The following is a 24140-nucleotide window of genomic DNA, read 5'->3' as shown; positions in this document are numbered from 1 at the left end:
CTAGGTAATGCTTAAGATAAATGGCTCTGTAGAGAATCAGTACGTTGGAAAGACAATTGCACAACTGCTCAATGACAAAAATGCTGCTTTAGAAAACATTGTAGTTGAACACAACGGTAAGATTTTACAACGTGAACGTTTTGTAGATACTTTTATTCATAATGATGATCAAATTGAAATTATTTCATTTGTAGGCGGAGGTTAAAGGAAGTCTTATGCACAAAATTAATATTGATGGTTACAGCGTTCAAGAAGTATATGAAGATATGAAACAACGCAATGTGCCAGGAACGTCAGAAAAACTTGCACAGGCCCATGTGACTATTGCAGGCGCTGGTGGACTTGGCTCTAATATTGCCATCGCATTAGCGCGTGCAGGAGTAGGGCATTTGACTTTGATTGATTTTGATGCTGTTGAGTTGAGTAACCTGAATCGACAGCAATTTAAATTGAGTCAAATTAATGTACCAAAGGTGATTGCGCTAAAACAAAATATATTAGAGTTCAATCCATTTATTACAATTTCAACAATTCAAGAAAGAGTCACGTCGCAAAATGTTGAAGCTCTATTTGGTGATAGTGATATCATATGTGAGGCATTTGATGACCCGCATAGTAAAGCAGTCCTATTAGGTAGTTCTCGTGAAATTTTTCCAAATAAACCGCTTGTTATGGGCAACGGGTTAGCTGGAATTCATAGTCCAAATAATATTAAAACGAGACAACAGAGCGAAAATGTATACATCTGTGGGGATAACATTAGTGCTGGAGTAGAAGGATTGATGGCACCAAGAGTGCTTGTGTGCGCTGGTCATCAAGCAAATGTCATTTTACAGCTAATACTCGGTAAAGTGGCTTTATAAATTTAGGAGAAACTGATAGTAATGAAAGAAAATACTGATACCTTGACCATTGGTGGTCATACATTCACTTCAAGATTCATTTTAGGATCCGGTAAATATTCCTATGAATTAATTGATTCAGCAGTAAAAAATGCTGATGCTCAGATAATAACAATGGCATTGAGACGTTCCAATGACGCCAAGGAAAATATTTTAAACTATATTCCTGAGAATGTCACTATTTTACCTAATACTTCAGGCTGCACAAATGCTGAAGAAACTATCCGAATTGCCCGTATTGCCCGTGAATTAAGTGGTAGTGACTTTATTAAATTAGAAGTAATTCCTGATAAAAAATACTTAATGCCTGATAATTACGAAACATTAAAAGCAACAGAAGTTCTAGCCAAAGAAGGCTTTATTGTAATGCCTTATATGTTGCCCGACTTAAACATAGCCAAACAATTAACCGATGCGGGAGCGGCGGCAATTATGCCACTAGGAGCACCAATTGGAACCAACAAAGGCCTGTCCAATAAAGATTTGATTCAAATTCTTATTAATGAGATTGACTTGCCAATTATAATTGATGCGGGTATCGGAAAACCTAGTCAAGCTGCTGAAGCTATGGAGATGGGGGCAGATGCCATTATGGCCAACACAGCAATGGCAACTGCTGGAAATATTCCTTTGATGGCTGAAGCATTCAAACTAGCAATCAATGCCGGGCGTAAAGCTTATTTAGCAAAACCTGGCCGGGTATTAGATGGATCTGCTTCACCGTCTTCAACGCTAACAGGAGTAAGTAATCCTGCTTAGGATGAATTCAAAAAGGAAGTCACATGGAAAATACGATAGACCCAATAAATAAACGGCATAATAGTTGGGTCACTATTATTTTATTAAATTTTTTTGGTTGGATATTCATATATGCAGACCGTACAATATTAAATCCTGTTATGCCAGCTATTCAGTCAGAATTTGGCTTGAATCATAGCCAACTGGGTTTGATTTCGTCCTTGTTTTTCTTAACGTATACCATCGTGCAAATGCCTTTTTCTACCTTAGCAGACTACTTTAGTAAAAAATGGATTATTGGACTTGGTTTCATATTTTTTGGTGTGATGACCTTATTTTCTGGATTAGTCACAACTATTGGACTATTCTTAATTACTAGAGCAATGGTGGGTATTGGTGAAGGAAGTTTCTATGGCGCATCGTATGGGTTATCCTCGCAAGTGTTACCGAAAAACAAGTTAACTTTTGGAACAGCTTTAATTAATTCTGGACAGGCTTTTGGGCAAATTCTTGGCACATTATTATCCAGTATTCTTGTGTTACAGCTTCATTTTCATTGGTCTACCCCATTTATCACTATCAGCGTACCGACTGTAATCGTTGGACTTCTGTATATATTGGTTATACGAGACAAGCCGTTTAATGCATCAACTAAACCAAATCATTCTAAGACTGCAATTAAGTCAATCGACATCAAAGCGCTATTTACACGTAATTTGTCATGTACGTACTTGATGCTTTTTGCTTCAATTTATGGGCAGATTGTAATGATTACTTGGTTACCGTTATACTTGATAGATTATCGGCATATTTCAGGAACAAATGTAGGGTGGGTAGCATCCATTGTGCCGTTTATCGCCATTCCAAGTGCATTATTGTTTGCTAGAATAAATGATTATTTGAAAAATACTAAGACATTGATATGTATTTTAGTTCCTTTGTCGGCAATTTCACTGATTGTCGGCGTAACGATTAATAATGATATGGTCTTGTTACTGTCTTTGCTAGTCTATGGGGTAACAGGAAAAATGGCATTAGATCCTTTGCTATTGTATACCATTAAGATTAATGCTAAAAATTCGCAGCTGGCAATGACATTTGGGATTTATAATTTTTTGGGGATGATTGCATCAATTATTGCACCAATCATGACTGGCTTCTTAATTGATGTTACGAAAGGTATGAGCATTAGTTTTTATGTTGCCGCATTATTATTGATGGCGTCGTTAGTTTGCTTTAATTTTGTGAAATATGAAGCTGAACGAGACTGAACGCTTATGAAAAATATAGTATCTTTACTAAACGAATTCAAAAAAATTGGTTTAACTAGTTTTGATGGTGTGACGCGCTGTGTATATGATGAAAATTGGTTGGCAGCGCAAAAAAAGTATATGCAGATTGCTAGTGACTACGGTCTTTACACTTTTGTTGACGACATTGGAAATGTCTATGCAACAACAGAAAAAAACCTAGGCCAAAAAGCATTCATGTTATCAGGATCACACATGGACACTGTAATTAATGGTGGGCCGTTAGATGGTGTTTATGGGACTTTAGCAAGTTTGATATCAATTGGCACATTAATGAAAAAATTTGGTCATCCCAAAATACCATTGGTCGCTGTTTCATTTTCGGAAGAAGAGGGGTCACGTTTTAATACAGCTTTTACAGGTTCACGGTATCTCATGAACAAGTTAGAAGACACAGTATACGGTCTGAGAGATCATGAAGGTTTATCTTTTAATCATGCACGTCAAAATGCTGTTACTCAATTAAAGGAACTAGCATCTGAATTAAAAGTAACTGGTCTGATCCACGCTTTTATTGAGTTGCATATTGAACAAGGACCAATATTAGAGAAAAAAAGACAAGATATCGGGATAGTGACTGATATTGTTGGTCAGAAAAAGCTATTGATCAAATGTTACGGTGTTGCTAATCACGCAGGGACAACGCCAATGAATATGAGATGTGATGCAATGAAAAAAGCAGTCACATTGATTCATCAGCTTTATGCGGTTTTAGATGAATTTGTAGCGTTGAGATACACAATTGGACAAATACGAGTTCAACCAAATGCTACCAATGTTATTCCTAGTGAAGTTGATTTTTCATTAGATTTAAGACATAAAAGCCAAAAAAGGTTAGATGATGCATTCACAGCTGTTAAAGAGCTGACGGAATTGAATGATAGTATTTTGACGATTATGACGGATGTGAATGCCATTAAATTAAGTGATCAATTGGCAAATAACAGTGCTTTGGCTGCGCAATATCATAATTCAGCATACCAGTCGCTTATTTCTGGTGCTGGACACGATGCTCAAATTATTGCAAAATATGTGCCTACAACAATGATTTTTGTCCCTAGTATTAAAGGCAATAGTCATTCTCCTTCGGAAAACACAAAATCTGAGCATTTAGTAAATGGCCAATTAGTATTGCAACAAGCATTGTATCAATTAGCGTATATATAGATGAAAAAGCAAGTAACTTTGATGTTACTTGCTTTTTTAATTCACTGGACGTAAAAATCACAAATTACAAGTGCATGTTATTTTGAACAGTTTTGTTTTTCAATTAATATACGAAGAATAGAATTACCTTACAAAAAGTAACGATCTATTCTAGGTAGAACGTAAGTATTTTGTCAAAAAAGGTTAGGAGAACGATCATGTCAAGTATTAAGTACAGGAGTAAGACTGGAAATCAGATATTAATTCCATTCGTACTGCCTATTGCAATATTAGTCACATGGCAAGTAACTACTAGTATTAATTTAATTGATGAGTCATTACTGCCAACACCTGTAGCGGTCATAAGTAAATGTATCACACTAATCCAAAGTGGTGAATTACAGCGAAATATGAGTATTTCGTTGTACAGAGCTACTTCAGGATTGTTGCTTGGCGGCACATTAGGTTTTGTATTTGGGAGTGTTAATGGCGTTTCATTATTTGCGCAGCGTTTTTTTAATAGCTCAATTCAAATGATTCGAAATATTCCCCACTTAGCATTAATCCCATTAGTTATTATTTGGTTGGGTATTGGAGAAAGTGCAAAAATTTCGTTAGTCGCGGTAGGCGTATTTTTTCCTATCTATATCAATACTTTTCATGGCATACGTTCTATTGATAAGAGCCTAATTGAAATGGGTTCTTCCTATGGCCTAAGTAAAAAACAGATGTTAATGAAAATTATTATACCAGGTGCATTGCCTTCAATTTTAATGGGTTTTCGCTATGCTTTAGGAGTTATGTGGACAACACTCATTGTGTCTGAAACAATTTCGTCTAGTTCAGGAATTGGTTATATGGAAACAAATGCGCAGCAATTCTTAGATATGCCGACTATTTTTTTAAGTATCCTTATCTATGCTTTTCTTGGTAAAGTATCTGATTGGATTGCATTAAGTTTTGAAACCATCTTATTAAATTGGCAAAAAGGATAGATATATGAACTCAGTTATAAGATTAGATAACATCTGTAAAACATATGGGGAAAAACAAGTTCTAAAAAACATTAATTTTGATATTCAGGAGGGTGAGTTCGTTTCTTTCGTAGGGGAAAGTGGTGGTGGTAAAACAACACTCTTGAGGTTAATTTCAGGCCTAGAAAAGCCAACTTCTGGTCAGATTAGCGTTAATAACAAGTCGTTAACAGATAAAAATGAAATTGCTCGTGTGATGTTCCAAGATTCACGCTTGCTACCATGGATGACTGTTATAGATAATGTTACTTTTGGTAGCAAAAATAAGGATGTAAATGCTTACGCGTTAACACTTCTCGAAAAGGTTGAACTTGGCGATAAAAGCATATCATATCCACAACAGCTATCTGGTGGACAAAAACAGCGTGTCGCACTCGCTCGGGCGCTTATGTCACGACCTAAAATTCTCTTGTTAGATGAACCATTGGGAGCCTTAGATGCATTAACACGTTTAAAGATGCAGCGTCTAATTGCCAAGATTGTTGAAGAATCCAACTTAACAACTATTCTAATTACGCACGATGTTCAAGAGGCTGTACAGCTAGGAGATCGAGTAGTAGCTGTTAAAGACGGGCATTTGGGATTGATTATAGATGGCATTCGCAAGAGTAATGATCGTAACTATTCAACCGAGGCAACTGAAACGGTTCAAAGTTTCATATTATCCGCTAGCGAGGAAATAAAATGACGCAATTAGTTAGAAAAACAATGTTAGTTATTTTTTTGTTCTTATGGGCTGTTTGTGCCATTTATGGTTATACACAAACAATCGAGAAAAAAACAACGTTACAAACTATTACGATTGGTTACCAAAAAGGTGATCCAATTGATATTGCTAAGCAACATGGTGAACTTATAAAAAATATGAAAAAACAAGGCTACAAAATTGTTTATCGCGAATTTGCTGATGGAGCTGCTGAGATGCAAGCATTAGCAAGTGGTAGTATCGACTACGCGCGTACTGGTGATACACCACCCGTCACAGCACAGGCCTCAAAAACGGATATTACCTATATTGCTGTTGGTGCAAGTAAATCTAGTGGATCCGCCATTTTGATACCTCAAAGTTCTAGTCTATCTAAAATATCAGATTTAAAGGGTAAGCGAATTGCTTATACTCAAGGAACTAGTTCTCAGTATCTGCTTCTTAGCGCGTTGAAGAAGGCCGGCCTTAGTTCTAGTGACGTTACGTTAGTTAACATGAAACAGACAGATGCCAGCATAGCCTTTAGTCAAGGAAAAATTGATGCTTGGGTTACATGGGATCCTTATACTGCCCAGGCAGAAGTATCTCAAAATGCTAAGGTGTTGACGACTGGAAAAGGGTTGAGTAAGAACCGTGACTTTTTATTATCTACCAAATCTATTGCTAAGAAAAATAAAAAAGTTTCATCATATCTCGTAAAATATCTTTCTCAAGATATGAAATGGGCTAACAATAATAAGTCCGAGGTTTCAAAACTATTGGCAAAATCTTTAAGCATGAAACAATCAGTTATTGAAAAAATGGTAAAACGTAGAGACTTCACAATGACCGGTATAACTTCAGCTGTTTTAAAAGAACAACAGAGTATTGCTAATTTATTTTACGAAGAAGGGTTGATAAACAAGAAAATCACAATTAAAGATACTGTGCTGAACACGACAAACTAAAGAAGGTGGTAGATAAAATATGTCAGTATTGCTCGATAGATTGAATAAACAATTAGAATTACACGAAAATGAAATTCAATTAATAGACGTAAAGAGTGAAATAAAGTTAACAGGAAAAGAAACTAAAGAGGCCATCCATTTATTTCGAGAACAATTTATTAATCAAAATATTCAGAGGGGTGATGTCGTCCTGATTGGATTAGAGAATTCAATTTGGATAACTATTATCGAACAAGCCTTATGGGAAATTGGTGCTATAGCACATCCTGTTGCCGAAACGACAGGCATTAAAGAAATTCTTAGTGAATTTACCGCCTACCGATATTCTGGAGCGATTGTTAGTGATCGCCTTCGTATGGAATTAGCAAATCAAGAGATACTTTCAGAAAGATCATTTGAAGTTTTAAGTCATCTGGTAAATTTTTTTTCATTCAACGGCACTTCTGTAAGGAAAATAGCCGATGATGATGAACAACAACTAGCTTTAATCTTAAATACTTCTGGGACAACTGGAAAACCCAAAAGAGTCGGTATCACTAATAAAAAAATATTATTGGCTACGCAAGCTGTTACAAAAAGTCAAAATATTAAAGAAAGCGATCATGCTTTAATTGTTATGCCAATGTTTCATATCAATGCACAGATTGTATCAACGGTTACTTCACGAATTAATGGCTGTCAAGTCATTGTAGCGCCAAAGTTTTCTGCAAGTCAATTTTGGACTATTGTCGCGAAGTACCAAGTTACTTGGTTGTCAGTTGTACCAACAATTATTAATATTTTACTAAAAAATCAAAATAGTAATCAACAGTACGAAAAAGTAAAAAAAGCAGTACACCTTGAATATGTGCGTTCAGCCTCCTTTTCGCTCCCTGAGCAATTATTAACAGACTTTGAGCGCAGATTTAATGTTAAGGTTCAAGAAGGTTATGGTATGACAGAGTCGACAACAGTTGTTTCAATTAATCCGTTAGATAAGCCGAAAGTTGGTTCAGTTGGCTCAGTGGTAGATACGGACATAGCGATTCATTCATCAGTCTATGGTATCACTTACAAACCCAATCAGCATGGAGAAATCGTAATAAGAGGACCTAGAGTACTACAAGCATATCTGGATCCTAAAGACAATATTTTAGTAGACGGTTATTTTCGAACCGGAGATATTGGTTATTTTGACGAAGAGGGCTATCTGTACGTGATTGGTCGAATAAAAGAAATCATCAACCATGGTGGAGAAAAAGTAGCTCCTGCTAAGGTGGAGGGGATTATTTCTCAGTTTCAGTTCGTAACAGAAGTCGCTGTTATTGGGCTGCCTGATGAATTATATGGTGAGAGAGTTGTAGCAGCACTACATCTGAATAATTCGAGTGATCATAATCAAGAGATTGATGAAATTAGGGGGAAAATTTCAAAAGAATTAGCCAAGTATGAACAACCTTCAGAGTATTTGATTACAGGAGCATTCCCTCGAAATCGAACTGGTAAAATTTTAAGGGCACAATTAATTGAACGTCTGAAAGGTGAAATGCAGCATGCAACAATCAAATAAACGGATTTACTTATTTGAAGTTGACTTTTTCAGGATAGTTTTCATTTTGGGCGTCCTTGCTAATCATACGACTACCTTAGTCACGCATAAGATCTCTACTCATTCAATGCCCTATGAAATTCTGATGGCAACTCACATTTCACTGCATTTCACGAGAATGGGTTTTATGTTTGTGACAGGCTTAGTCTTATTCATGAATAATTACTTTAAGCCAATGCAAATTTTAAAGTTTTGGAAAAAAAGATACCTCGGTGTTTTGATCCCTTACTTAAGTTGGACAGCTATTTTAACAGGAGCAGAAAACCATTCATCACTTGGGGATTTTTTAGAAAATTGGGCGCATTTGTCAGTTTATGCTGATAATTACTATATGTATTATATTTTGGTTACGATGCAACTGTATCTTATCTTTCCGTTGATTGTTTGGCTGTTTAAACGTTTTTTGTCGTATCATCATATGATAGTTGTAATTTCAGCAGTTGTTCAGTTAGGAATGCTTGTCTTCATTAAATATCAATTACCAAATATTGATACAAGTGGATGGCCATATCTATTAAAAAACTATGGTTTTAATGTTTTTGTTTATCAATTTTATTTTATTATGGGTGGCTACGCGGCGATACATTATCAAGAATTCGTAGTTTTTATACGTAAATGGCATATATGGTTTGGCATATCATCGTTGGTTTTTGCTTGTGGAACAGTACTTCTATACTTTTATAATGTTCATGTGTTAAACCTGACGTTAAACAAAGCAGAAGAAGTTCATCAGCCGTTTATTTTTATTTATGATGTAGTGATCATTGGTTACATTGTTTGGCTAGGTTTACGTTATGCTGATCTACGAAAAAACTATTTGCCAAAATGGATCACTAATTTTGTTGCTATTGGGGCCAAAATATCATTCGGCATATATTTGTCACAAACCCTACCGTTGGCGTTAATGTTTGTGCTATTATCATCACTACCTTCTGGTAATGGTTGGGTGCTATTAGTTATGTTACCTTTCATTTATATAATAACGGCACTCATGGGATATGCGCTATCTTACTTCTTTTACAAAGTTCCGCCATTTGGATTTTTGATTGGGCGACCGCAACATATACGAAAAGTGGTCAGAACTTGAACATTTTTGTATTAAAGTTTTATTATTCACAAAATTATTTCACTACTTGAATGTAAAGGCTTACAAGTTTATAATGTAGTTGTAATTAAAAAGGAGGAAATTCACATGGTTAAAGTTGCAGTTGTTACTGGTGGTGGACAAGGAATTGGTGAGGGTATTGTTAAGCAACTCGCATCAGACGGTTTCACTGTCGCAGTCGCTGATTTAAACAAAGATAATGCGGTGAAAGTTGCCGAAGAAGTTGGTAATGACTCAAAAGGGTACTACGTTGACATTTCAAGTCATGAGGATATGTTCAAGTTAGTTGATGACGTTGTGAACGACTTTGGTCAATTAGATGTTTTTGTGAACAATGCAGGGATTGCACAAATTGCTGCCATTGTAGACGCTAAGCCTGATGAAATTACTAAGATTTTCAACATCAACGTCAACGGAACAATATATGGTATTCAAGCTGCCGCTAAACAATTTAAGAAACAAGGCAGAGGTGGAAAGATTATTAATGCTTGTTCTATTGCTGGGCACCAAGCCGTTGAGTTGCTAGGTATTTATTCAGCTACCAAGTTTGCGGTACGTGGTATTACACAAGCTGCTGCCAAAGAGCTAGCAAAAGACAAAATTACTGTAAATGCCTATTGCCCTGGTATCGTCTTGACACCAATGTGGGATCAAATTGATGCTGCAATGGCTAAAATTTACGACCGTCCATTAGGAGAGACAAAGCAAGAATATATTGATGGTATTGCATTGGGTCGTGGTGAAGAACCAGCTGATGTTGCCAACCTAGTGTCATTTTTGGCTGATGAAAAATCAAATTATATCACCGGTCAATCTATTTTAGTTGATGGTGGGATTAATTATGTATAATAGTCTTTGATGACGAATAAAAATAACTATTTAAATTTTTTAAAACACATAAATAAAGTAAATAAAACCAATCTATTTAGTAATTCGGGAAATCTTCAACCAATTGCGATAAAGTTAACACAAGGCTTGGATTTGGTGATACATGACTATTCTTTCGATAGGTATTATGGGGCGATAACTTTTTCTGACCAAGTGTTGCGCTTAGATTTTTCCTACAATGGATCTGTTAACTTAATCAAAAATAATCAAGAGACAATTTTTTTGGAACCGGGTTTTTTGAAAATAGCTCAAAGTTTTGATGATAATAATCACTATTCTAGCGTTAGTGGCCAATATCAAGGCATTACATTGCTGATCAATCGCCAGAAAGTTAGTGACGATTTTATAAGGCTTGTTGGTAATGACCAGCTAATTGATAGCATTACTAAGTATTATTTATCCGACCAAGATTATATCTTGATAAAAACAGAGTTTATTGAACGGTTTTTTAAAGATTTTGAAGCGGTTGAAGTAACGAATCAATTGCAATTTTTACGATTGAAAATAGCGGAATTATTATTATATCTTAATTCAGATGAGGCGCACGAAGCTATTTTACCCAAAACTTATTTTCCAACAAGAGATATTAAGAAAATTTATGCTATTCATGGCTATTTGCTGAATCACATCGGTGAAAAGTTAACTTTGCAGCAGTTGGCTAGACAATATGATATTGGTCAAACGACCATGCAGAAATTGTTTAAAGCCACATATTACCAGTCAATTCACAGTTTCTTGATGTCTGCGCGCTTGGAATATGCCTGTACTTTACTAAAGGATAGTCAGGCCAGTATTACTTTTATTGCCAACGAAGTTGGTTATATGAATACAAGTAAGTTCTCAGCCTTTTTTAAAAAGGAAAAACAAATGACACCTAAAATGTATCGTCAGCTTTATAAAAACTAAGTTTAGTAGATTCATTGAACGATTGGGCTAGAATTACCAAAATAGAGCAGTACACCACATGAAATTCCTTTACATTAATCACTAGAGTATTTGATTAAGGAAAGGAATTTTTTATTTTATGAAAAAGAAACTCTTTGTTGCGACACTGGTGTCGTATTTGGGAATTTACATTACCATGCCAGTTTTGTCAGCAATTTCAACTAAAGCACACATGATACCAAGTCAAATTGGTATTATGATTTCTCTCGGTGCTGCGGCAATGTTACTGTTTGCACCAATATGGGGGAAAATGAGTGATATATTTGGTCGTAGAATCGTGATGATTATTGGACTGTTCGGGATGGGGGTATTCTTCATTCTTTACGTGATCTTGTTTCATATGTCAATTGCGTCGTCAAAAGCAGTACCATTATTCTTTTATGGATTGATGGGCACTAGGTTCTTGCTAGGCATATTCATGACAACGACACCAACGGCGGCAAATGCTTATATGGCAGATATTTCAACGACCAAAGATCGTGCAAAAGACATGTCATCCCTTGGCTTTGCAACAGGGTTAGCAATGGTCTTGGGGCCAATTATTGGTGGGCTGATTTCAACAACTGGTAATCTATATTTGCCTTTTTATACAACCATTGTTCTCTTGTTGTTGTTTACCGTTATTATGACGGCTATTTTACCCAAAAGACAGGTATCAATTAACGAAGCACACGCTACCGACAAAAAAGAAACTGGGTCAAAAAAGTTTTTCTCGGTTAAATTATTGAGCTGGTTGTTAGTTGGATGTTCTGTGATGTTCGTTGTGGTTGGATTACAGTTACTAACATCGCTATATTTACATGACAATATTGGTCAAACGGTTGTTCAAAGTGCGAAGACCTCGTCTCTGCTGTTTGTTATATTAGGCGTAACATTAATGTTGACACAAATTTTGCAAATTAAAGTACTAAATTTTTCTGCTCGTAAGATGATGATTGTCGGAATTCCATTACTTGTGCTTGGCTTATTATTGATTACTGTAGCTAGTGCCTTTTGGATGTTAGTGGTAAGCTACATTTTGATTGGTGCAGGAGCTGCGTTTGGAATGAGTTCACTATCTGCTGGTGCTTCACTTGTTGTTTCACAGGATCAACAAGGAGCAGTTGCAGGTACTGTTGCTATGACCCAAGCAATAGCTGGAATTGTGTCACCATTGTTTGGTTCATTTATTTATCAAATTAACATAAAGTTACCATTTTTATTTTTTGCTGCGTTTGCAATTTTAACTTATTTATTTTTTCTTGCTAATAATTCAAAACGTGAAAATACATTGAGCTAGTTCATAGTAAAGGAGAAATTAGTCTAATGACAGACAGTGATAATCAACAGAAATGGCCAGCGTTACCCGCCACATTAAGTAACATAGCAGTTACAAAAAATAGCGGTAAGTACGAGTCTGTTAGTTCTAATTATTTTAAGGTAGGGCATCCTAGATTAGTATTCATGGCTGAAAATGATGAACAAGTTTCGCATGTGGTTGAGTACGCTGGAAATGTGCAGCGTTTTGTTGGACATCAAATTCCTTTTTCTGTTCGTAGTGGTGGGCACGGCATAACTAATTATTCAGTTAATGATGGTGGTATCATTATTGACCTATCACAGATGAACCAAGTAAACATACTTGATGAGGCTAAAGGTCTTGTTAAAGTCCAAGCCGGTGCAGTTTGGGGTGACGTGGCTGATAAAATTAGTAAAGCCGATTTAGTTTTGTCTAGTGGTGACTTTGGCGACACCGGCGTTGGTGGTTTAGCAACTTCCGGTGGGTTAGGTTTACTCGTGCGGAAACAAGGATTGACCACTGATCAAATACTAGGTGCAACTATCATTACCGCTGATGGCAAGAAGCGTAATGTTAACAAAGAAGAAAATAGCGACCTATTTTGGGCAATTCGTGGCGGAGGTTCACAAGTCGGTATCGTTACTGAGTTTATTTTTCAAGCCGACAAAGTCGAACCAGCAAAATCAGGACAAAGAGTACCAATCGGTTTGCAAAAGTTATCATATAACGTATTCGACTTATCACATTTTTTGTTTGCATGGCATTCTTGGATAACAACTACGACTGAAGATATGAGTAGTTTATTAATGCTAACCAAAAATGACAGTAATTCAAGTATTATTTCGGTTCAGGCAACAAACATCTGGTGCGGCGAAAAAACAGATTCGTGTGAAAAATATTTTACTGACGCACTAAACATCGCCAAAGTTGAAAAGCAAGATGAGAGCAATTTGAGTTATCATACATTAGTCCAGGCACCGCATTTACCACACGAAGGGGCGAATAACGTCTATGTCAAAAATGTACTGTTAACTAAAATTGATGATCATTTACTGAATGCATTGCATACCATGTTAAAATCTAGTGCAGTCATGGGTATTGAAGTGCGCGCTATTGATGGTCCTATAAATCAGTTGTCGCCTGATTTTGATGCTTGGTCATTTCGTGAGGCAACGTTGTTTGTTGCTATGTGGGGAGACGTCACACAATCAAGTTTATTGAATCAATTATTCAAACCGCTACAAGAGCATGGATGTGGTGTGTATGGTGCTTATTCCAGTGATACCAGTAAGTCAGAAACAACAAAAGCATGGTCACGTGATACGCGTGAACGATTGCAAAAGGTTGTTAAAAAATATGATTCAAAACACATCATAAACCAATCTAGATATGCATAAAAAAAGAGCAGAGATATAGTTGACTATATCTCTGCTCTTTTTTTATAGTTTTTTCTGCATCTTTATATCAGTTATTTCAAAGCCAGTTTTCTCGTAAACATGTATAGCGCGAGAATTAGTACCAAAAACATGTAAGCCAATTGAGGTGAACCCCAGCGCTTTTGCTTTTGTGGAAGCTAGTGCAATGGCTTGAGAGCCAAAACCATTATTTTGATAGGTATCGTAAATTTCAAAGTCAAAAATAAAAGCGATGTTCTTGTTTTCACTGTCTGCTCCAAGCCAAATATAGCCAATAACGTTGTCATCATTGATAATGGAGAAGAGAAAGTTATCTGGAGTGTTTAATCCATCTGGCAATAGTCGGTCATATGTTAGTTTTGCATTACCCAGCGAATCTTCCTGTGTCCAACTACCAGCTTGCACTTTTTCCAAAGCGTATTCTTTGATTGATCTACTCATATAGTCATCAAAATGCGTTGCTGTCATTTTTTCTAATCTTAACATTGTTATCTCCTCGTATTTAGTTACTTAGTATACCATATCAATCACAATTGCCCTAAAGGGCAAAAAGTGTGCCCTTTGGTACGATGTGTAAGTCTCTTTTTGTTGATATAGTCAATATATTAACTTAGAAGGAGAAATATATTAATGGGGCAATTACTTAGTAAATTAGGACGGTGGATATATCGGCATGCCAAGCTGACAATTGTGGCATTTTTCATAACAATTGCTGTATCAGTTGGTGCGGCTCTTAGCTTTGGTATTCATTTTGATAGTGCGGGGATGTCTATTCAGGGGTCACAGTCTGAAAGAGCTAATAAACTAATGGAAAAGGAGTTTCCAAGTACTAGGCAAAATGGTGGTCAGGTACAAATTGTACTACACTCAAATAATGGTAAAGCATTAACTACTGATAAAAATCAGCAAGTCATGGCAGAACTATTTCAAGATGTACAAAAAAACAGCCATGTCAAAATGGTGATTTTGCCAGCTATGTTAAATAGTTACAGTAAAGATGGCATGACTGCTACAGCTAGGGTGATATATAAGCAAAAAGGCGAAAATGTTTCAGAAAAAACAGTTGACGCATTAGAGAAGTCAATAAAGATTACACGACACAAAAGTATTCAAACAGAACTAACTTCAAATGATGTTACGATTTCAGGTATGGATAATGGTGAGCAGGCTGAAGTGGTTGGCTTGGCTATTGCATTTGTGATTTTAGCAATTACTTTTGCTTCACTATTGGTCGCTGGAATTCCTATTTTATCAGCTCTATTGGGTCTGGTGACTGGTATGATGTTGGTTTTGATTTCAACGAACTTCTTATCAGTAGCAACTTTCTCAATGTCATTAGTTGGAATGATGGGATTGGCAGTCGGAATTGATTATGCTTTATTTATCATTTCACGTTACAGACAAGAATTACAGCAAAATAAATCAAAAAAAGACGCCTTATCGGCAGCGATGTCTACCGCAGGTACGTCGGTGATATTTGCTGGGGCAACAGTCATTGTCGCTTTGTTAGGTATGACAGTCCTTGGCATTGATATGCTCTCAGTGATGGGTATTACTGCTTCTTTGGCCATTCTTACTGCAATTTTAACTTCCTTGACTTTTGTACCAGCAATGCTGGTCGTATTAGGTGATCGAGTTACCGGCAAAAAGCCAAACCGATTGTTACAATTTGCAAGTAAAATGCGCATTGAAGGTGGTTGGGGTAAGCTAGTAACCAAATATAAGTTACTATTAACAATGTTGGTGGTTGTGGTACTGGGTGTTATTGCAACACCATTCACACATATTAACCTTGGACTACCTAACGATTCGGTTAAGTCAGAAAAACTAACTGAACGACGCGCATATGATTTGATGACAGAAGCCTATGGCGAGGGTAGTCAAGCAACATTGGTCGTGTTACTAAAAACAGATGACATGGTAAAGGTGAGCGATAGTGTTAATGAAATTAAAGATCTAGGAAATGTAGCCACTGTTTCACAAGCTATGCCAAGTAAAGATAACGATTATCAGATGATTACGGTCATTCCCAAAACGGATGCCAATGCTGTTAAAACTAAGAAGCTCGTTCATAAGATACGTGACTTGAATCAAAAAAAGGGTTTGCCAAGGTTGTATGTTACAGGATCTACTGCCATCAACATCGATATGTCTGATGCATTAATGAAGGCTTTGCCAAAGTTCGCAATTATTATCGTGCTATTCGCATTCATTTTGTTGACAGTCGTATTTAGATCCTTGCTGATTCCATTGGTTACGGTGCTTGGATTTGTGTTATCATTAGGGGCAACATTGGGCGCTATTGTGTTTATAGCACAAGATGGCCACTTCATTAACTTGTTTGGTATTCCAACCAAGGGCGCAATACTTAATTTCTTACCAGTTCTTGTCATTGGTATTATGTTTGGATTAGCTATGGATTATGAAGTCTTCTTGGTCAGTCGAATTCGCGAGCACTATCTAAAAACAGAGAACACTAGGCAGGCAGTAATCTTAGGCATGCGAGATAGTGGACCAGCTGTCGTGGCGGCGGCACTTATTATGATGGCGGTCTTCTCTGGATTTATTTTCGCTAGTGATGCCATTGTAAAGTCGATGGGATTAGTATTAGCATCTGGAATCTTGTTCGATGCGATATTGGTAAGACTAATTCTTGTACCAGCTACGATTGATCTGTTTGGAAAAGCGAGTTGGTACCTGCCAAAATGGTTGGATAAAATATTGCCTAACGTAAAAATCGATTAATCACTAATATCAGTTCTATAAGTTTGGTACTATGATAAAATAATTGAGTATGAATGTTTTTGGAAGGAAATCTACGTATGAGAAAAAATCTAGATGTTGAAATGAATAAGCATATCATGATGATATACCGTTGGCCAATGATTTTTTGGAGTATGATGATTTACTTCTTAGCGTCCTATTTTAAAACCGAATATGGTGGTGTCCAATCAATAAACTCTGCATTGTTTTTCAATGTGGTGTTTTTGCATTTGTGTTTAAACTTTTTTAGTAGGACGGTCATCAATTTTAGTAAAAAATTCTTTATTTCTGCGCAATTTATTTTGATTGTTCTGGCAGGTATTTTGCTTATTCCTTCTGAAGTTGTTCTATATATGGGCATGTTGCCAGTAATCGGTTTACAATTATTGACGTTGTTTAACATCGAGTTCAAAAAAATGGCCTTATTATTAGTGCCACTTCAGGTTGTGTTTCTTATAATAGAGTGGGTCAATTTTGGTCCCTTAATGGCGTTGATTGTATTGCAAGCTTCTACTTTTCTCAATGTAATTATTTTCTTGGCATGGCGATTCTATCAAAGGCAAGTTAGTGAGTTAGTTAAAACTCAGCATTTACTCGATGAGTTACAATTGACCTATACAGAAGTCAAAGAAATTTCGAAGCAAAATGAACGAAACCGTATTGGACGAGATCTTCATGACACGCTTATGCAAGGGTTAGCCGGCGTGACAATGCAATTAGAAGGAATTAAATCCTTGATGGCATCTGATAAAACTGAACGGGCTAGTGAAGAGATAGAAAAAACGATTTCATTGTCACGAACAACACTAAAGGAAGCACGTGAAATTGTCTTTGATATGCGAAAAGATAACAGCAAAAACATCAATTTATATGATCGACTTGAGTTATTGTCAAAAGTGTTTTATGAAAATTATGGTCTAAGTGTGCGCATAAAAAGCACTTCAGATATGCGTGTTTCTGAAGATGTGTACGAGGAAGTATCTAGAATTATTTCTGAATCGTTGACAAATGTGGTTAGGCATTCCAAAACAGATGTCGCAATTGTTAAAATTGACATGGATGATCAATTACGGATTAGCATTATTGATTATGGCGTTGGCTTTAATGTGGAAAATGGCAAAAGAAAACACAAGCACTTTGGCCTTAAATCAATCCAAGAGCGTGTGGAACAATTGGAAGGTAAGCTATTAGTCAAAAGCCATATAGGTGAAGGGACTGAAATTCAAATTCAAATTCCAACTAAATTGAGGTGGCAAAATGACCAGTAAGATAATGATTGTTGATAATCATTTTATTATTCGTGAAGGAATTAAATTAATTTTTGAAAGTCATTCAGATTACGATGTTGCTTATGAAGCAGCTGATGGGGATGAAGCTATTGATATTATCAAGAAATCTCAAGTTGACTTAGTTCTATTAGACATTAAAATGCCTAAAAAGGATGGCTTTGAGGTTATGTCTTTCATTCATGATCATTTTCCGGACCTTCCTGTCGTGGTACTGTCAACCTTTGATAATGTTGTGAATATACAGCGGATGTTGAAGTTAGGAGCGAAGGGTTATTTATTAAAAGATGCTAGTACCGAAACGATTTTTACAACAATTGATAGTGCAATAACTGGAAACATGGTGTTACAAAACCAGATTTCAGACATTCTATTCTCTCAGAATCATACAGAAACAAGTCCAGAAGAAACACAAGACTACAATTTATCAGAAAAAGAACTTAAAATATTATCTCGTGTTGCTCGAGGGGTTAAAATTAAGCTCATTGCTCTAGAGATGCATCTTTCAGAACGGACTATAAAGTCTAATTTAACTGACATTTACATCAAAATGAACGTATCAACAGGAGTTCAAGCCGTGGCTTTGGCTGTTAAAAATAATCTGATTGATATTGATTAACATATTTTTCGTACTAAAAAAGCAGACTTGTCATCTGCTTTTTTTAAATTACTAGAAGTTAGGATATAATATATCGTATGACAATTAATTACAGTAGAAGCCTTGTAAATCAGAACCTAATTATAAAAAGATGCGCACACGAACTTCAAACTGCAAGATATCAATATCATGATTTTTTATCGATTGGCATTGTTGAAGGTGGCAGTTGTATTGCAAATATTGATAAAGTGAGGCACATTAAAAAGAATACTTTGGTCATTATTCCTAGTCAGTTAGTCCATTGGTGTCAGCCAATAGACATAGTGAACTGGCGCTACACGATGCTATATATAGCATCGAATGCACTTGAAGATCAGTTTAATCAACCAATGACGATTAAATTAACTAGCAGGCAAATGCAGCAGGTTAAAATGATTATGGATTCTGCTGTATATGAACTGTCTCCTACGAATATATTGACGAAAATCATTAATGTACTCGATGATGAAGAAATATTATCTTTTTGGACCGTGAATTCAGTAGAAAATATGGAGACTAGACGATTCGAAAGTGTTCAACATTATATTTCTAATAATTTTCATAGTGAGTGTAAAGTAGAGACACTAGCTAACATATCAGGATTGAGTAAATATTACTTTACTCGTTTGTTCAAAGAAACTTTTCATATCTCACCAGCAAAATATTTGATGAACTATCGTATGAATAGAGCTGTGAAGGACTTGTTAGATAATACAAATTTGTCGATGTCGGAAATTGCTCATCAAAATGGTTTTTTTGACGAAAGTCATTTTGACAAACTTTTCAAGCAATATCACGGTGTTTCACCAAAAAAGTATCAATTACAATTATCTTAACATTGGTAAGCTGCCGCTAAAATGATTGACTTTCTTTTCGCTGCCATATAAACAAATCCCCAAAAAGTTAAGATCCTCATCTGTACTCTGCTTGAGCTTTGCTTTATATTCTTCATAATTATTGACTTGTTGTGCTACGTCCACAAACGAAATAACCTCAATTTCTTCATACTGGTTAGCTTGACGGTGAATCTCGTTAATTTTATTTGAATCAGCTTTTAAAATAGGAATAGGGATATTGACAATGCCAGGGTAAAGTTGATCATTTTTATCGTAAGTATCTTCTCCGTTGATTTCAGGATGCGCTTTTCCTAATGAACAACCTAATATGCTTGCTGTATTGGCAACAAGACCAATTGGCAGTTCAGGATCTACTATTACAACACACTTCATTTTCATTTTTAATTTTTCCTTCTTTGCAAAATTTTCCATGTATATTATTAAAACATGTTCTAAAAAGAAGGTATTGTATAAACTTGCTATTTAAGCAAAGACGTAACTTTTTTATATACTTTTACGAAGAACTAATTTTAATTCCCTAGACAGCTTGTTTCTTAGTTGCGTAAGTTTTTCTTGTGTTGGGCAGTTGTTTTCATTGAACATGATTTTCCTGTTTAACCACCAAACTGGCCCTGGTGTTGGCGTATCATTTTTGTGCCTAGGGAATAAGTGCCAATGGACGTGTGCGTCGCCGTTACCAAGTAGTTCACAATTCATTTTTTCAGCGTCAAAAGCTAGCGCAACGGCTTCGTTAACAAGACACATTTCTTCCAAAAATTTGCGTTTGAAATCTGTTTGTAAATAATGCAGCTCGGTTACGTGTTTTTTAGACAAAAACAAAGTATATCCTTCAAAATATTGATGATCACCAATAACAACATACCCTGTTTCTAGTTCAGCAACAAAGTAAGGATTAGTGCCTTCTTCAATCATTTTTATTCTTCGGCATATTTCACAGTTATTCATTTTACAACCTGAGTTTCGTTATTTAGACCATTATATCATTACTTAAGCGGGTGAATTATTAAAACAAAAGATTCTGCGAATTTGAAAGTCGCACATATTTATCATATGAGCGTATATGTAACTTTAATTCAATTCTTTGGCATGTGTTATAATATCCTCAGTAATGTAAAGAGGTTTGATAAAATGGATATTTGGCAAAAGCTATATGAAGCTGCTAAAAAACAGTATCGTCCGACAGAAGTAAATGAATTTATCTATGCGCATCATGTTGTTAGTGCCTTGGAGGCAGAAAATGGCGATATATATACTGGATTTTGTATTGAAGGTCTATGTGGAACGATGAACCTTTGTGCCGAGAGAACAGCTGCGTTGAATATGTATTTAAATAGCGATCAAACTAAAATAAAGCGACTCATTACTTTTAGAGATGAGGCTCCAGTCGGTATTACGGGTATGCCATGTGGCGTTTGCCGTGAATTTTTAATGCAACTTTCTTCAGAAAACGCAAATACTGAAATTATGGTAGATTATGACAACAGAGAGTCTGTTACTTTGAAAGAGTTACTACCTAAGTGGTGGGGACATATGCGTGAATGATGATATTAAGCAAAAAGAAACCAATAAAATTTGGTTTCTTTTTTTGATATCAGTGTGATAATCTAATTGTAGAGAAAGGATAACAGTGTTATCATTATTTTGGAGGATTAAAATGAAACAGAATGATACAAGAGATAGAATACTTCAATTAGCAATGTATGAAATTAATAGTAAGGGAGAATCTCAATTTTCATTAAGGCCTTTACTGAAACAATTAGGGTTGACAACAGGTGCATTTTACAAACACTTTAAAAATAAAGATGAATTATTTTCGGAGATCACCAGATTATTTTCTGAAAAAATTTATGAAAGAGTACAACATAAATTAGAAAGAGCAAATTGTCCACGGGATACTCTGAGTATTATGGGGAAAATTTTATTAAATTACTATGTTGAAAATCCAAATATGGTTGAATTTCTCTTCTTTAATTCAAGCATTGCCAATGGACAATATTTGTCCAGTGATAATGCAGAACGATTTAAATTTCTAGATTTAGTAAAGCTAGAAGTGAAACAGCTAATCACACTTGAAGAATTAAATATTTCTGAACAAAAAATGTTTATACAACTTTGGTCGTTCATTCAGGGTTATGGCATACTAATTGCTAATCAGCTGGTCATTAGGGATGACCATTTAGTTGATGAAACACTACTGACATTTATAGAAGGAGCTAAAAATGAGTAACGGAATAGTAATTATTTATTGCCATCCATATCAGAAAAGCTTTACTCATGCAGTTTTAGAGAGTGTTCAAGAAAATTTATCTAACCATAATACTCCATATAAAACTATTAATTTATATCAAGATAAATTTGAGCCTATATATGATTTAGAAGAACTCAGAATTTTTAGTACTGGAGGTACACATGACCCATTGGTAGAGAAGTATTTAAATTTGCTTAAATCAGCTGATAGTGTTATTTTCATTACACCAATATGGTGGAACGATTTGCCTGGCATGCTTAAGGGGTTTATTGACAAGGTAATGAAGGAAGGAGATGGGCTGTCCCATACTGTTACAAAATATGGGATTAAGGGGGGCTTAACTAATATTAAACATGCATATGTTTTAACTTCATCAACTTCTCCAACATTCTACTTTAAAATATTTATGGGCAATGGTATCCAAAAAATATTTATCAACCAAACACTCAAACAAATTGGTATCAAAAAGCGAACATGGATTAATTTTGGGAGAATTAGTAATTCAACAAAATTAAGACGTCAAAAATATTTGAGTAGAATTAGAGCGTATCAATTTAAAGCTAACTAACATTGTAGCGGCAACAGCTTATCACATAGCAGACCCCAAAAGGCAAAGCGCAAGTTTAATGTAAATAAAAATTGCTTTGTTCGTGAAAAATAAAAACTTGTACTTGTAAAACCCAGTAAGTATGTTACTATTTATATATGAAAATAAATTCATATATAAATCAGGAGACTTTTATGTTAAAAGATGTATTGACAGCAATTTTTTCTTATATAGGGACAACAACGGATTATTTTGTTGTTCTACTCTTGCTCTTTGGAAAATATAGTACAAAACAAGATACGAAATTAGTTGTTTTAGGCGCGTACTTAGGAAATGGATTACTAGTACTTACTTCAATTATTATTGCGCTTGTATTACAGCAAGTTCCGGAGGAATGGCTTCTTGGATTGTTGGGTATTATTCCGATCATAATCGGGGTAAAGGGGTATTTTAGTAAAGAAGGCGAAGGGGAAGAGATAGAAGAAAAATTAAAGATAATTAAACCAGACGCTATTATTTGGAACGTGTTGGTAATCACTTTTTCTGCCTGTGGCGCCGATAATATGGCGCTATATATACCATATTTTACGATGCTAAATCTTCAAATCTTACCGGTCATTTTAGTCCTGTTTATTATTATCTTGACGGCTGTGATTGTGGCAGCATATAAGTTGGTAAACGTACCAATCGTAAAGGCATTTTTTGATAAACAAGGTGATTTAGTTCAGTTAATTGTGTATGTTTCATTAGGGCTATATGTCTTAGTAGAAGCCGGAACTCTTCAGCACCTATTACTGTTAATCTATTAAAACCTTTAGTATATAATGATAGGTAATGGCATTTAAGATGGAGAAGGTAATTATGTTAATGGGATTAAATCACGATCAATTTGTTTTAGTGCAGCGGGGTACAAAAACAATTGAAATAAGACTCTATGATGAGAAGCGAGCACAATTAAAAATTGGGCATAAAATCTTATTTACTGATTTAGAGAATAACAATCAAATAACGGTTAGTGTAAAACAATTATACAAGTTCACTACGTTTGCTGATCTCTATGCGCAATTTAATGGTGCAAAGGTTGGTAGTAATTCAACTGATAATATCGAAAAAATGGTTAACGACACTTATGAAATATATACTCCCGAACAGGAGAGACATTACGGGGTGTTGGCTATTGAAATGTTGTTAGGTGATTGATCAGTAAGTAGTAGTTAATATTTTCAAAAATGATATTATTATCTAATTACTAAGAACGTAATTTACGGCACTTTCGAGGTTCTGAACTGTAATAATATTCTTTTTTTGTTGATTTTGATTGTCAATAAAATATTGAGGTTCGAATTTACCTGTTGCAACATGAATACCCAACATTTGACAATTCTGAGCTAATTGAATATCTGATGAAAATCGGTCACCAATAATGATGGATTGTTTGTTTTGAAAATTGTATTTACGATGAGCTTGTTCAATTAATCCTTTTTTAGGTTTTCGACAATTACAGTTTGTTTGTTCGGAATGAGGGCAAATGAACGCATCATCAAACCCCGCTCTAATCAGTGAATTGAAGAAGTCATAATAGTTCATATCGCCTTTTTCAATGTGGGTTTGATTTGATAGCGCAAATACACTCATTCCATGTGCTTTTAATCTTGCGATTGAAGAAAGCGCATAAGAAAAAAGTTCGAAATCGTTGAGTGACTGATAATGGTCGTTACCACCGATAGTACCATCACGATCGATAAAAACGGCCGTATAATTATTTAGTATATTCATATTTTTAGTATACAGCTTATTCA

General features: G+C 35.4%; 27 protein-coding genes. 23 read left to right on the top strand and 4 right to left on the bottom strand.

Annotated elements, in window-relative coordinates:
• Positions 1–7: 7 nt before the first annotated feature.
• The 14 genes from thiS to RHP56_RS05455 all read left to right on the top strand — a co-directional run bounded on the left by thiS (position 8) and on the right by RHP56_RS05455 (position 13985).
• Positions 8–205, top strand: coding sequence for a sulfur carrier protein ThiS (thiS, locus tag RHP56_RS05520; protein WP_010292462.1), 198 nt, complete (start codon positions 8–10; stop codon positions 203–205).
• A 10-nt stretch (positions 206–215) separates the two neighbouring features.
• Positions 216–863, top strand: coding sequence for a sulfur carrier protein ThiS adenylyltransferase ThiF (gene thiF / locus RHP56_RS05515; protein ID WP_011679892.1), 648 nt, complete (start codon positions 216–218; stop codon positions 861–863).
• A 21-nt stretch (positions 864–884) separates the two neighbouring features.
• Positions 885–1661: a thiazole synthase gene (locus RHP56_RS05510; protein ID WP_014324786.1), complete on the top strand. Its 777-nt coding sequence runs from the start codon at positions 885–887 to the stop codon at positions 1659–1661.
• 23 nt (positions 1662–1684) lie between these two features.
• Positions 1685–2911, top strand: a complete 1227-nt coding sequence (locus RHP56_RS05505) for an MFS transporter (protein WP_025268136.1) — start codon at positions 1685–1687, stop codon at positions 2909–2911.
• 6 nt (positions 2912–2917) lie between these two features.
• Positions 2918–4117, top strand: coding sequence for a Zn-dependent hydrolase (locus RHP56_RS05500; protein ID WP_102753378.1), 1200 nt, complete (start codon positions 2918–2920; stop codon positions 4115–4117).
• Between the two features lie 197 nt (positions 4118–4314).
• Entirely contained in the window at positions 4315–5091 is a 777-nt protein-coding gene (locus RHP56_RS05495) for an ABC transporter permease subunit (protein WP_048593052.1), read from the top strand.
• A gap of 4 nt (positions 5092–5095) precedes the next feature.
• Positions 5096–5818 carry an ABC transporter ATP-binding protein gene (locus RHP56_RS05490; protein WP_050884366.1) on the top strand — a complete coding sequence of 241 codons (723 nt, stop codon included), beginning with the start codon at positions 5096–5098 and terminating at the stop codon, positions 5816–5818.
• On the top strand, positions 5815–6783 hold the full coding sequence (locus tag RHP56_RS05485) for an aliphatic sulfonate ABC transporter substrate-binding protein (protein ID WP_042251673.1): 969 nt from the start codon (positions 5815–5817) through the stop codon (positions 6781–6783). The genes RHP56_RS05490 and RHP56_RS05485 overlap by 4 nt, the downstream gene beginning before the upstream one ends.
• Positions 6784–6802: 19 nt before the next feature.
• Entirely contained in the window at positions 6803–8332 is a 1530-nt protein-coding gene (locus tag RHP56_RS05480) for an AMP-binding protein (RefSeq protein ID WP_102753380.1), read from the top strand.
• Positions 8316–9458: an acyltransferase family protein gene (locus tag RHP56_RS05475; RefSeq protein WP_102753381.1), complete on the top strand. Its 1143-nt coding sequence runs from the start codon at positions 8316–8318 to the stop codon at positions 9456–9458. Before RHP56_RS05480 ends, RHP56_RS05475 begins: the two co-directional genes overlap by 17 nt.
• Before the next feature lie 105 nt (positions 9459–9563).
• Positions 9564–10325: an acetoin reductase gene (locus RHP56_RS05470; protein ID WP_014324784.1), complete on the top strand. Its 762-nt coding sequence runs from the start codon at positions 9564–9566 to the stop codon at positions 10323–10325.
• 9 nt (positions 10326–10334) lie between these two features.
• Positions 10335–11270 (top strand): helix-turn-helix domain-containing protein, encoded by a 936-nt coding sequence (locus RHP56_RS05465; RefSeq protein ID WP_014324783.1) that lies wholly within the window; start codon positions 10335–10337, stop codon positions 11268–11270.
• Between the two features lie 118 nt (positions 11271–11388).
• Positions 11389–12588 carry an MFS transporter gene (locus RHP56_RS05460; protein WP_102753382.1) on the top strand — a complete coding sequence of 400 codons (1200 nt, stop codon included), beginning with the start codon at positions 11389–11391 and terminating at the stop codon, positions 12586–12588.
• Positions 12589–12614: 26 nt separating this feature from the next.
• On the top strand, positions 12615–13985 hold the full coding sequence (locus tag RHP56_RS05455) for an FAD-binding oxidoreductase (RefSeq protein WP_102753383.1): 1371 nt from the start codon (positions 12615–12617) through the stop codon (positions 13983–13985).
• 42 nt (positions 13986–14027) lie between these two features.
• Here the strand turns inward: RHP56_RS05455 and RHP56_RS05450 are convergent, their stop codons facing one another.
• Positions 14028–14489 (bottom strand): GNAT family N-acetyltransferase, encoded by a 462-nt coding sequence (locus tag RHP56_RS05450; protein ID WP_011679881.1) that lies wholly within the window; start codon positions 14487–14489, stop codon positions 14028–14030.
• Positions 14490–14633: 144 nt separating this feature from the next.
• Here RHP56_RS05450 and RHP56_RS05445 point away from each other — a divergent pair, with 144 nt between their 5' ends.
• The 4 genes from RHP56_RS05445 (at position 14634) to RHP56_RS05430 (ending at position 19525) form a co-directional block, all read left to right on the top strand.
• Positions 14634–16748, top strand: coding sequence for an MMPL family transporter (locus RHP56_RS05445; RefSeq protein ID WP_102753384.1), 2115 nt, complete (start codon positions 14634–14636; stop codon positions 16746–16748).
• A 77-nt stretch (positions 16749–16825) separates the two neighbouring features.
• Positions 16826–18034: a sensor histidine kinase gene (locus RHP56_RS05440; RefSeq protein ID WP_025268133.1), complete on the top strand. Its 1209-nt coding sequence runs from the start codon at positions 16826–16828 to the stop codon at positions 18032–18034.
• A complete protein-coding gene (locus RHP56_RS05435) occupies positions 18024–18671 on the top strand; it encodes a response regulator transcription factor (RefSeq protein WP_014324778.1) in 648 nt (215 codons plus the stop codon). The genes RHP56_RS05440 and RHP56_RS05435 overlap by 11 nt, the downstream gene beginning before the upstream one ends.
• A gap of 77 nt (positions 18672–18748) precedes the next feature.
• Positions 18749–19525, top strand: a complete 777-nt coding sequence (locus RHP56_RS05430; protein WP_014324777.1) for an AraC family transcriptional regulator — start codon at positions 18749–18751, stop codon at positions 19523–19525.
• Here RHP56_RS05430 and RHP56_RS05425 read toward each other — a convergent pair.
• Entirely contained in the window at positions 19517–19957 is a 441-nt protein-coding gene (locus RHP56_RS05425) for a DUF2000 domain-containing protein (RefSeq protein ID WP_223316628.1), read from the bottom strand. The two genes, RHP56_RS05430 and RHP56_RS05425, sit on opposite strands and share 9 nt — an antisense overlap.
• Before the next feature lie 72 nt (positions 19958–20029).
• Positions 20030–20458, bottom strand: coding sequence for an HIT family protein (locus tag RHP56_RS05420; protein ID WP_011679875.1), 429 nt, complete (start codon positions 20456–20458; stop codon positions 20030–20032).
• A 216-nt stretch (positions 20459–20674) separates the two neighbouring features.
• Here RHP56_RS05420 and RHP56_RS05415 point away from each other — a divergent pair, with 216 nt between their 5' ends.
• The 5 genes from RHP56_RS05415 (at position 20675) to RHP56_RS05395 (ending at position 23541) form a co-directional block, all read left to right on the top strand.
• Positions 20675–21088: a cytidine deaminase family protein gene (locus RHP56_RS05415; RefSeq protein WP_102753385.1), complete on the top strand. Its 414-nt coding sequence runs from the start codon at positions 20675–20677 to the stop codon at positions 21086–21088.
• Between the two features lie 112 nt (positions 21089–21200).
• On the top strand, positions 21201–21773 hold the full coding sequence (locus RHP56_RS05410) for a TetR/AcrR family transcriptional regulator (protein WP_102753386.1): 573 nt from the start codon (positions 21201–21203) through the stop codon (positions 21771–21773).
• Positions 21766–22362 carry an NAD(P)H-dependent oxidoreductase gene (locus tag RHP56_RS05405; RefSeq protein WP_281446895.1) on the top strand — a complete coding sequence of 199 codons (597 nt, stop codon included), beginning with the start codon at positions 21766–21768 and terminating at the stop codon, positions 22360–22362. Before RHP56_RS05410 ends, RHP56_RS05405 begins: the two co-directional genes overlap by 8 nt.
• Positions 22363–22535: 173 nt before the next feature.
• On the top strand, positions 22536–23150 hold the full coding sequence (locus tag RHP56_RS05400; protein ID WP_102753388.1) for a cadmium resistance transporter: 615 nt from the start codon (positions 22536–22538) through the stop codon (positions 23148–23150).
• Positions 23151–23202: 52 nt separating this feature from the next.
• Positions 23203–23541 carry an ASCH domain-containing protein gene (locus RHP56_RS05395; RefSeq protein ID WP_014324773.1) on the top strand — a complete coding sequence of 113 codons (339 nt, stop codon included), beginning with the start codon at positions 23203–23205 and terminating at the stop codon, positions 23539–23541.
• 42 nt (positions 23542–23583) lie between these two features.
• Here the strand turns inward: RHP56_RS05395 and RHP56_RS05390 are convergent, their stop codons facing one another.
• Positions 23584–24117: an HAD-IIIA family hydrolase gene (locus RHP56_RS05390; protein WP_462794664.1), complete on the bottom strand. Its 534-nt coding sequence runs from the start codon at positions 24115–24117 to the stop codon at positions 23584–23586.
• Positions 24118–24140: the final 23 nt, after the last annotated feature.

The organism is Leuconostoc sp. C5 (assembly GCF_056530425.1).
The sequence above is the reverse complement of the archived record's forward strand: the minus strand, read 5'-3'. Positions and strand labels throughout refer to the sequence as shown.

Bases quoted from the DNA above. Each gene is read 5' to 3' on its own strand.
- thiS (WP_010292462.1), top strand. From the start codon at position 8: ATGCTTAAGATAAATGGCTCTGTAGAGAATCAGTACGTTGGAAAGACA.
- thiF (WP_011679892.1), top strand. From the start codon at position 216: ATGCACAAAATTAATATTGATGGTTACAGCGTTCAAGAAGTATATGAA.
- RHP56_RS05510 (WP_014324786.1), top strand. From the start codon at position 885: ATGAAAGAAAATACTGATACCTTGACCATTGGTGGTCATACATTCACT.
- RHP56_RS05505 (WP_025268136.1), top strand. From the start codon at position 1,685: ATGGAAAATACGATAGACCCAATAAATAAACGGCATAATAGTTGGGTC.
- RHP56_RS05500 (WP_102753378.1), top strand. From the start codon at position 2,918: ATGAAAAATATAGTATCTTTACTAAACGAATTCAAAAAAATTGGTTTA.
- RHP56_RS05495 (WP_048593052.1), top strand. From the start codon at position 4,315: ATGTCAAGTATTAAGTACAGGAGTAAGACTGGAAATCAGATATTAATT.
- RHP56_RS05490 (WP_050884366.1), top strand. From the start codon at position 5,096: ATGAACTCAGTTATAAGATTAGATAACATCTGTAAAACATATGGGGAA.
- RHP56_RS05485 (WP_042251673.1), top strand. From the start codon at position 5,815: ATGACGCAATTAGTTAGAAAAACAATGTTAGTTATTTTTTTGTTCTTA.
- RHP56_RS05480 (WP_102753380.1), top strand. From the start codon at position 6,803: ATGTCAGTATTGCTCGATAGATTGAATAAACAATTAGAATTACACGAA.
- RHP56_RS05475 (WP_102753381.1), top strand. From the start codon at position 8,316: ATGCAACAATCAAATAAACGGATTTACTTATTTGAAGTTGACTTTTTC.
- RHP56_RS05470 (WP_014324784.1), top strand. From the start codon at position 9,564: ATGGTTAAAGTTGCAGTTGTTACTGGTGGTGGACAAGGAATTGGTGAG.
- RHP56_RS05465 (WP_014324783.1), top strand. From the start codon at position 10,335: ATGACGAATAAAAATAACTATTTAAATTTTTTAAAACACATAAATAAA.
- RHP56_RS05460 (WP_102753382.1), top strand. From the start codon at position 11,389: ATGAAAAAGAAACTCTTTGTTGCGACACTGGTGTCGTATTTGGGAATT.
- RHP56_RS05455 (WP_102753383.1), top strand. From the start codon at position 12,615: ATGACAGACAGTGATAATCAACAGAAATGGCCAGCGTTACCCGCCACA.
- RHP56_RS05450 (WP_011679881.1), bottom strand. From the start codon at position 14,489: ATGTTAAGATTAGAAAAAATGACAGCAACGCATTTTGATGACTATATG.
- RHP56_RS05445 (WP_102753384.1), top strand. From the start codon at position 14,634: ATGGGGCAATTACTTAGTAAATTAGGACGGTGGATATATCGGCATGCC.
- RHP56_RS05440 (WP_025268133.1), top strand. From the start codon at position 16,826: ATGAGAAAAAATCTAGATGTTGAAATGAATAAGCATATCATGATGATA.
- RHP56_RS05435 (WP_014324778.1), top strand. From the start codon at position 18,024: ATGACCAGTAAGATAATGATTGTTGATAATCATTTTATTATTCGTGAA.
- RHP56_RS05430 (WP_014324777.1), top strand. From the start codon at position 18,749: ATGACAATTAATTACAGTAGAAGCCTTGTAAATCAGAACCTAATTATA.
- RHP56_RS05425 (WP_223316628.1), bottom strand. From the start codon at position 19,957: ATGGAAAATTTTGCAAAGAAGGAAAAATTAAAAATGAAAATGAAGTGT.
- RHP56_RS05420 (WP_011679875.1), bottom strand. From the start codon at position 20,458: ATGATTGAAGAAGGCACTAATCCTTACTTTGTTGCTGAACTAGAAACA.
- RHP56_RS05415 (WP_102753385.1), top strand. From the start codon at position 20,675: ATGGATATTTGGCAAAAGCTATATGAAGCTGCTAAAAAACAGTATCGT.
- RHP56_RS05410 (WP_102753386.1), top strand. From the start codon at position 21,201: ATGAAACAGAATGATACAAGAGATAGAATACTTCAATTAGCAATGTAT.
- RHP56_RS05405 (WP_281446895.1), top strand. From the start codon at position 21,766: ATGAGTAACGGAATAGTAATTATTTATTGCCATCCATATCAGAAAAGC.
- RHP56_RS05400 (WP_102753388.1), top strand. From the start codon at position 22,536: ATGTTAAAAGATGTATTGACAGCAATTTTTTCTTATATAGGGACAACA.
- RHP56_RS05395 (WP_014324773.1), top strand. From the start codon at position 23,203: ATGTTAATGGGATTAAATCACGATCAATTTGTTTTAGTGCAGCGGGGT.
- RHP56_RS05390 (WP_462794664.1), bottom strand. From the start codon at position 24,117: ATGAATATACTAAATAATTATACGGCCGTTTTTATCGATCGTGATGGT.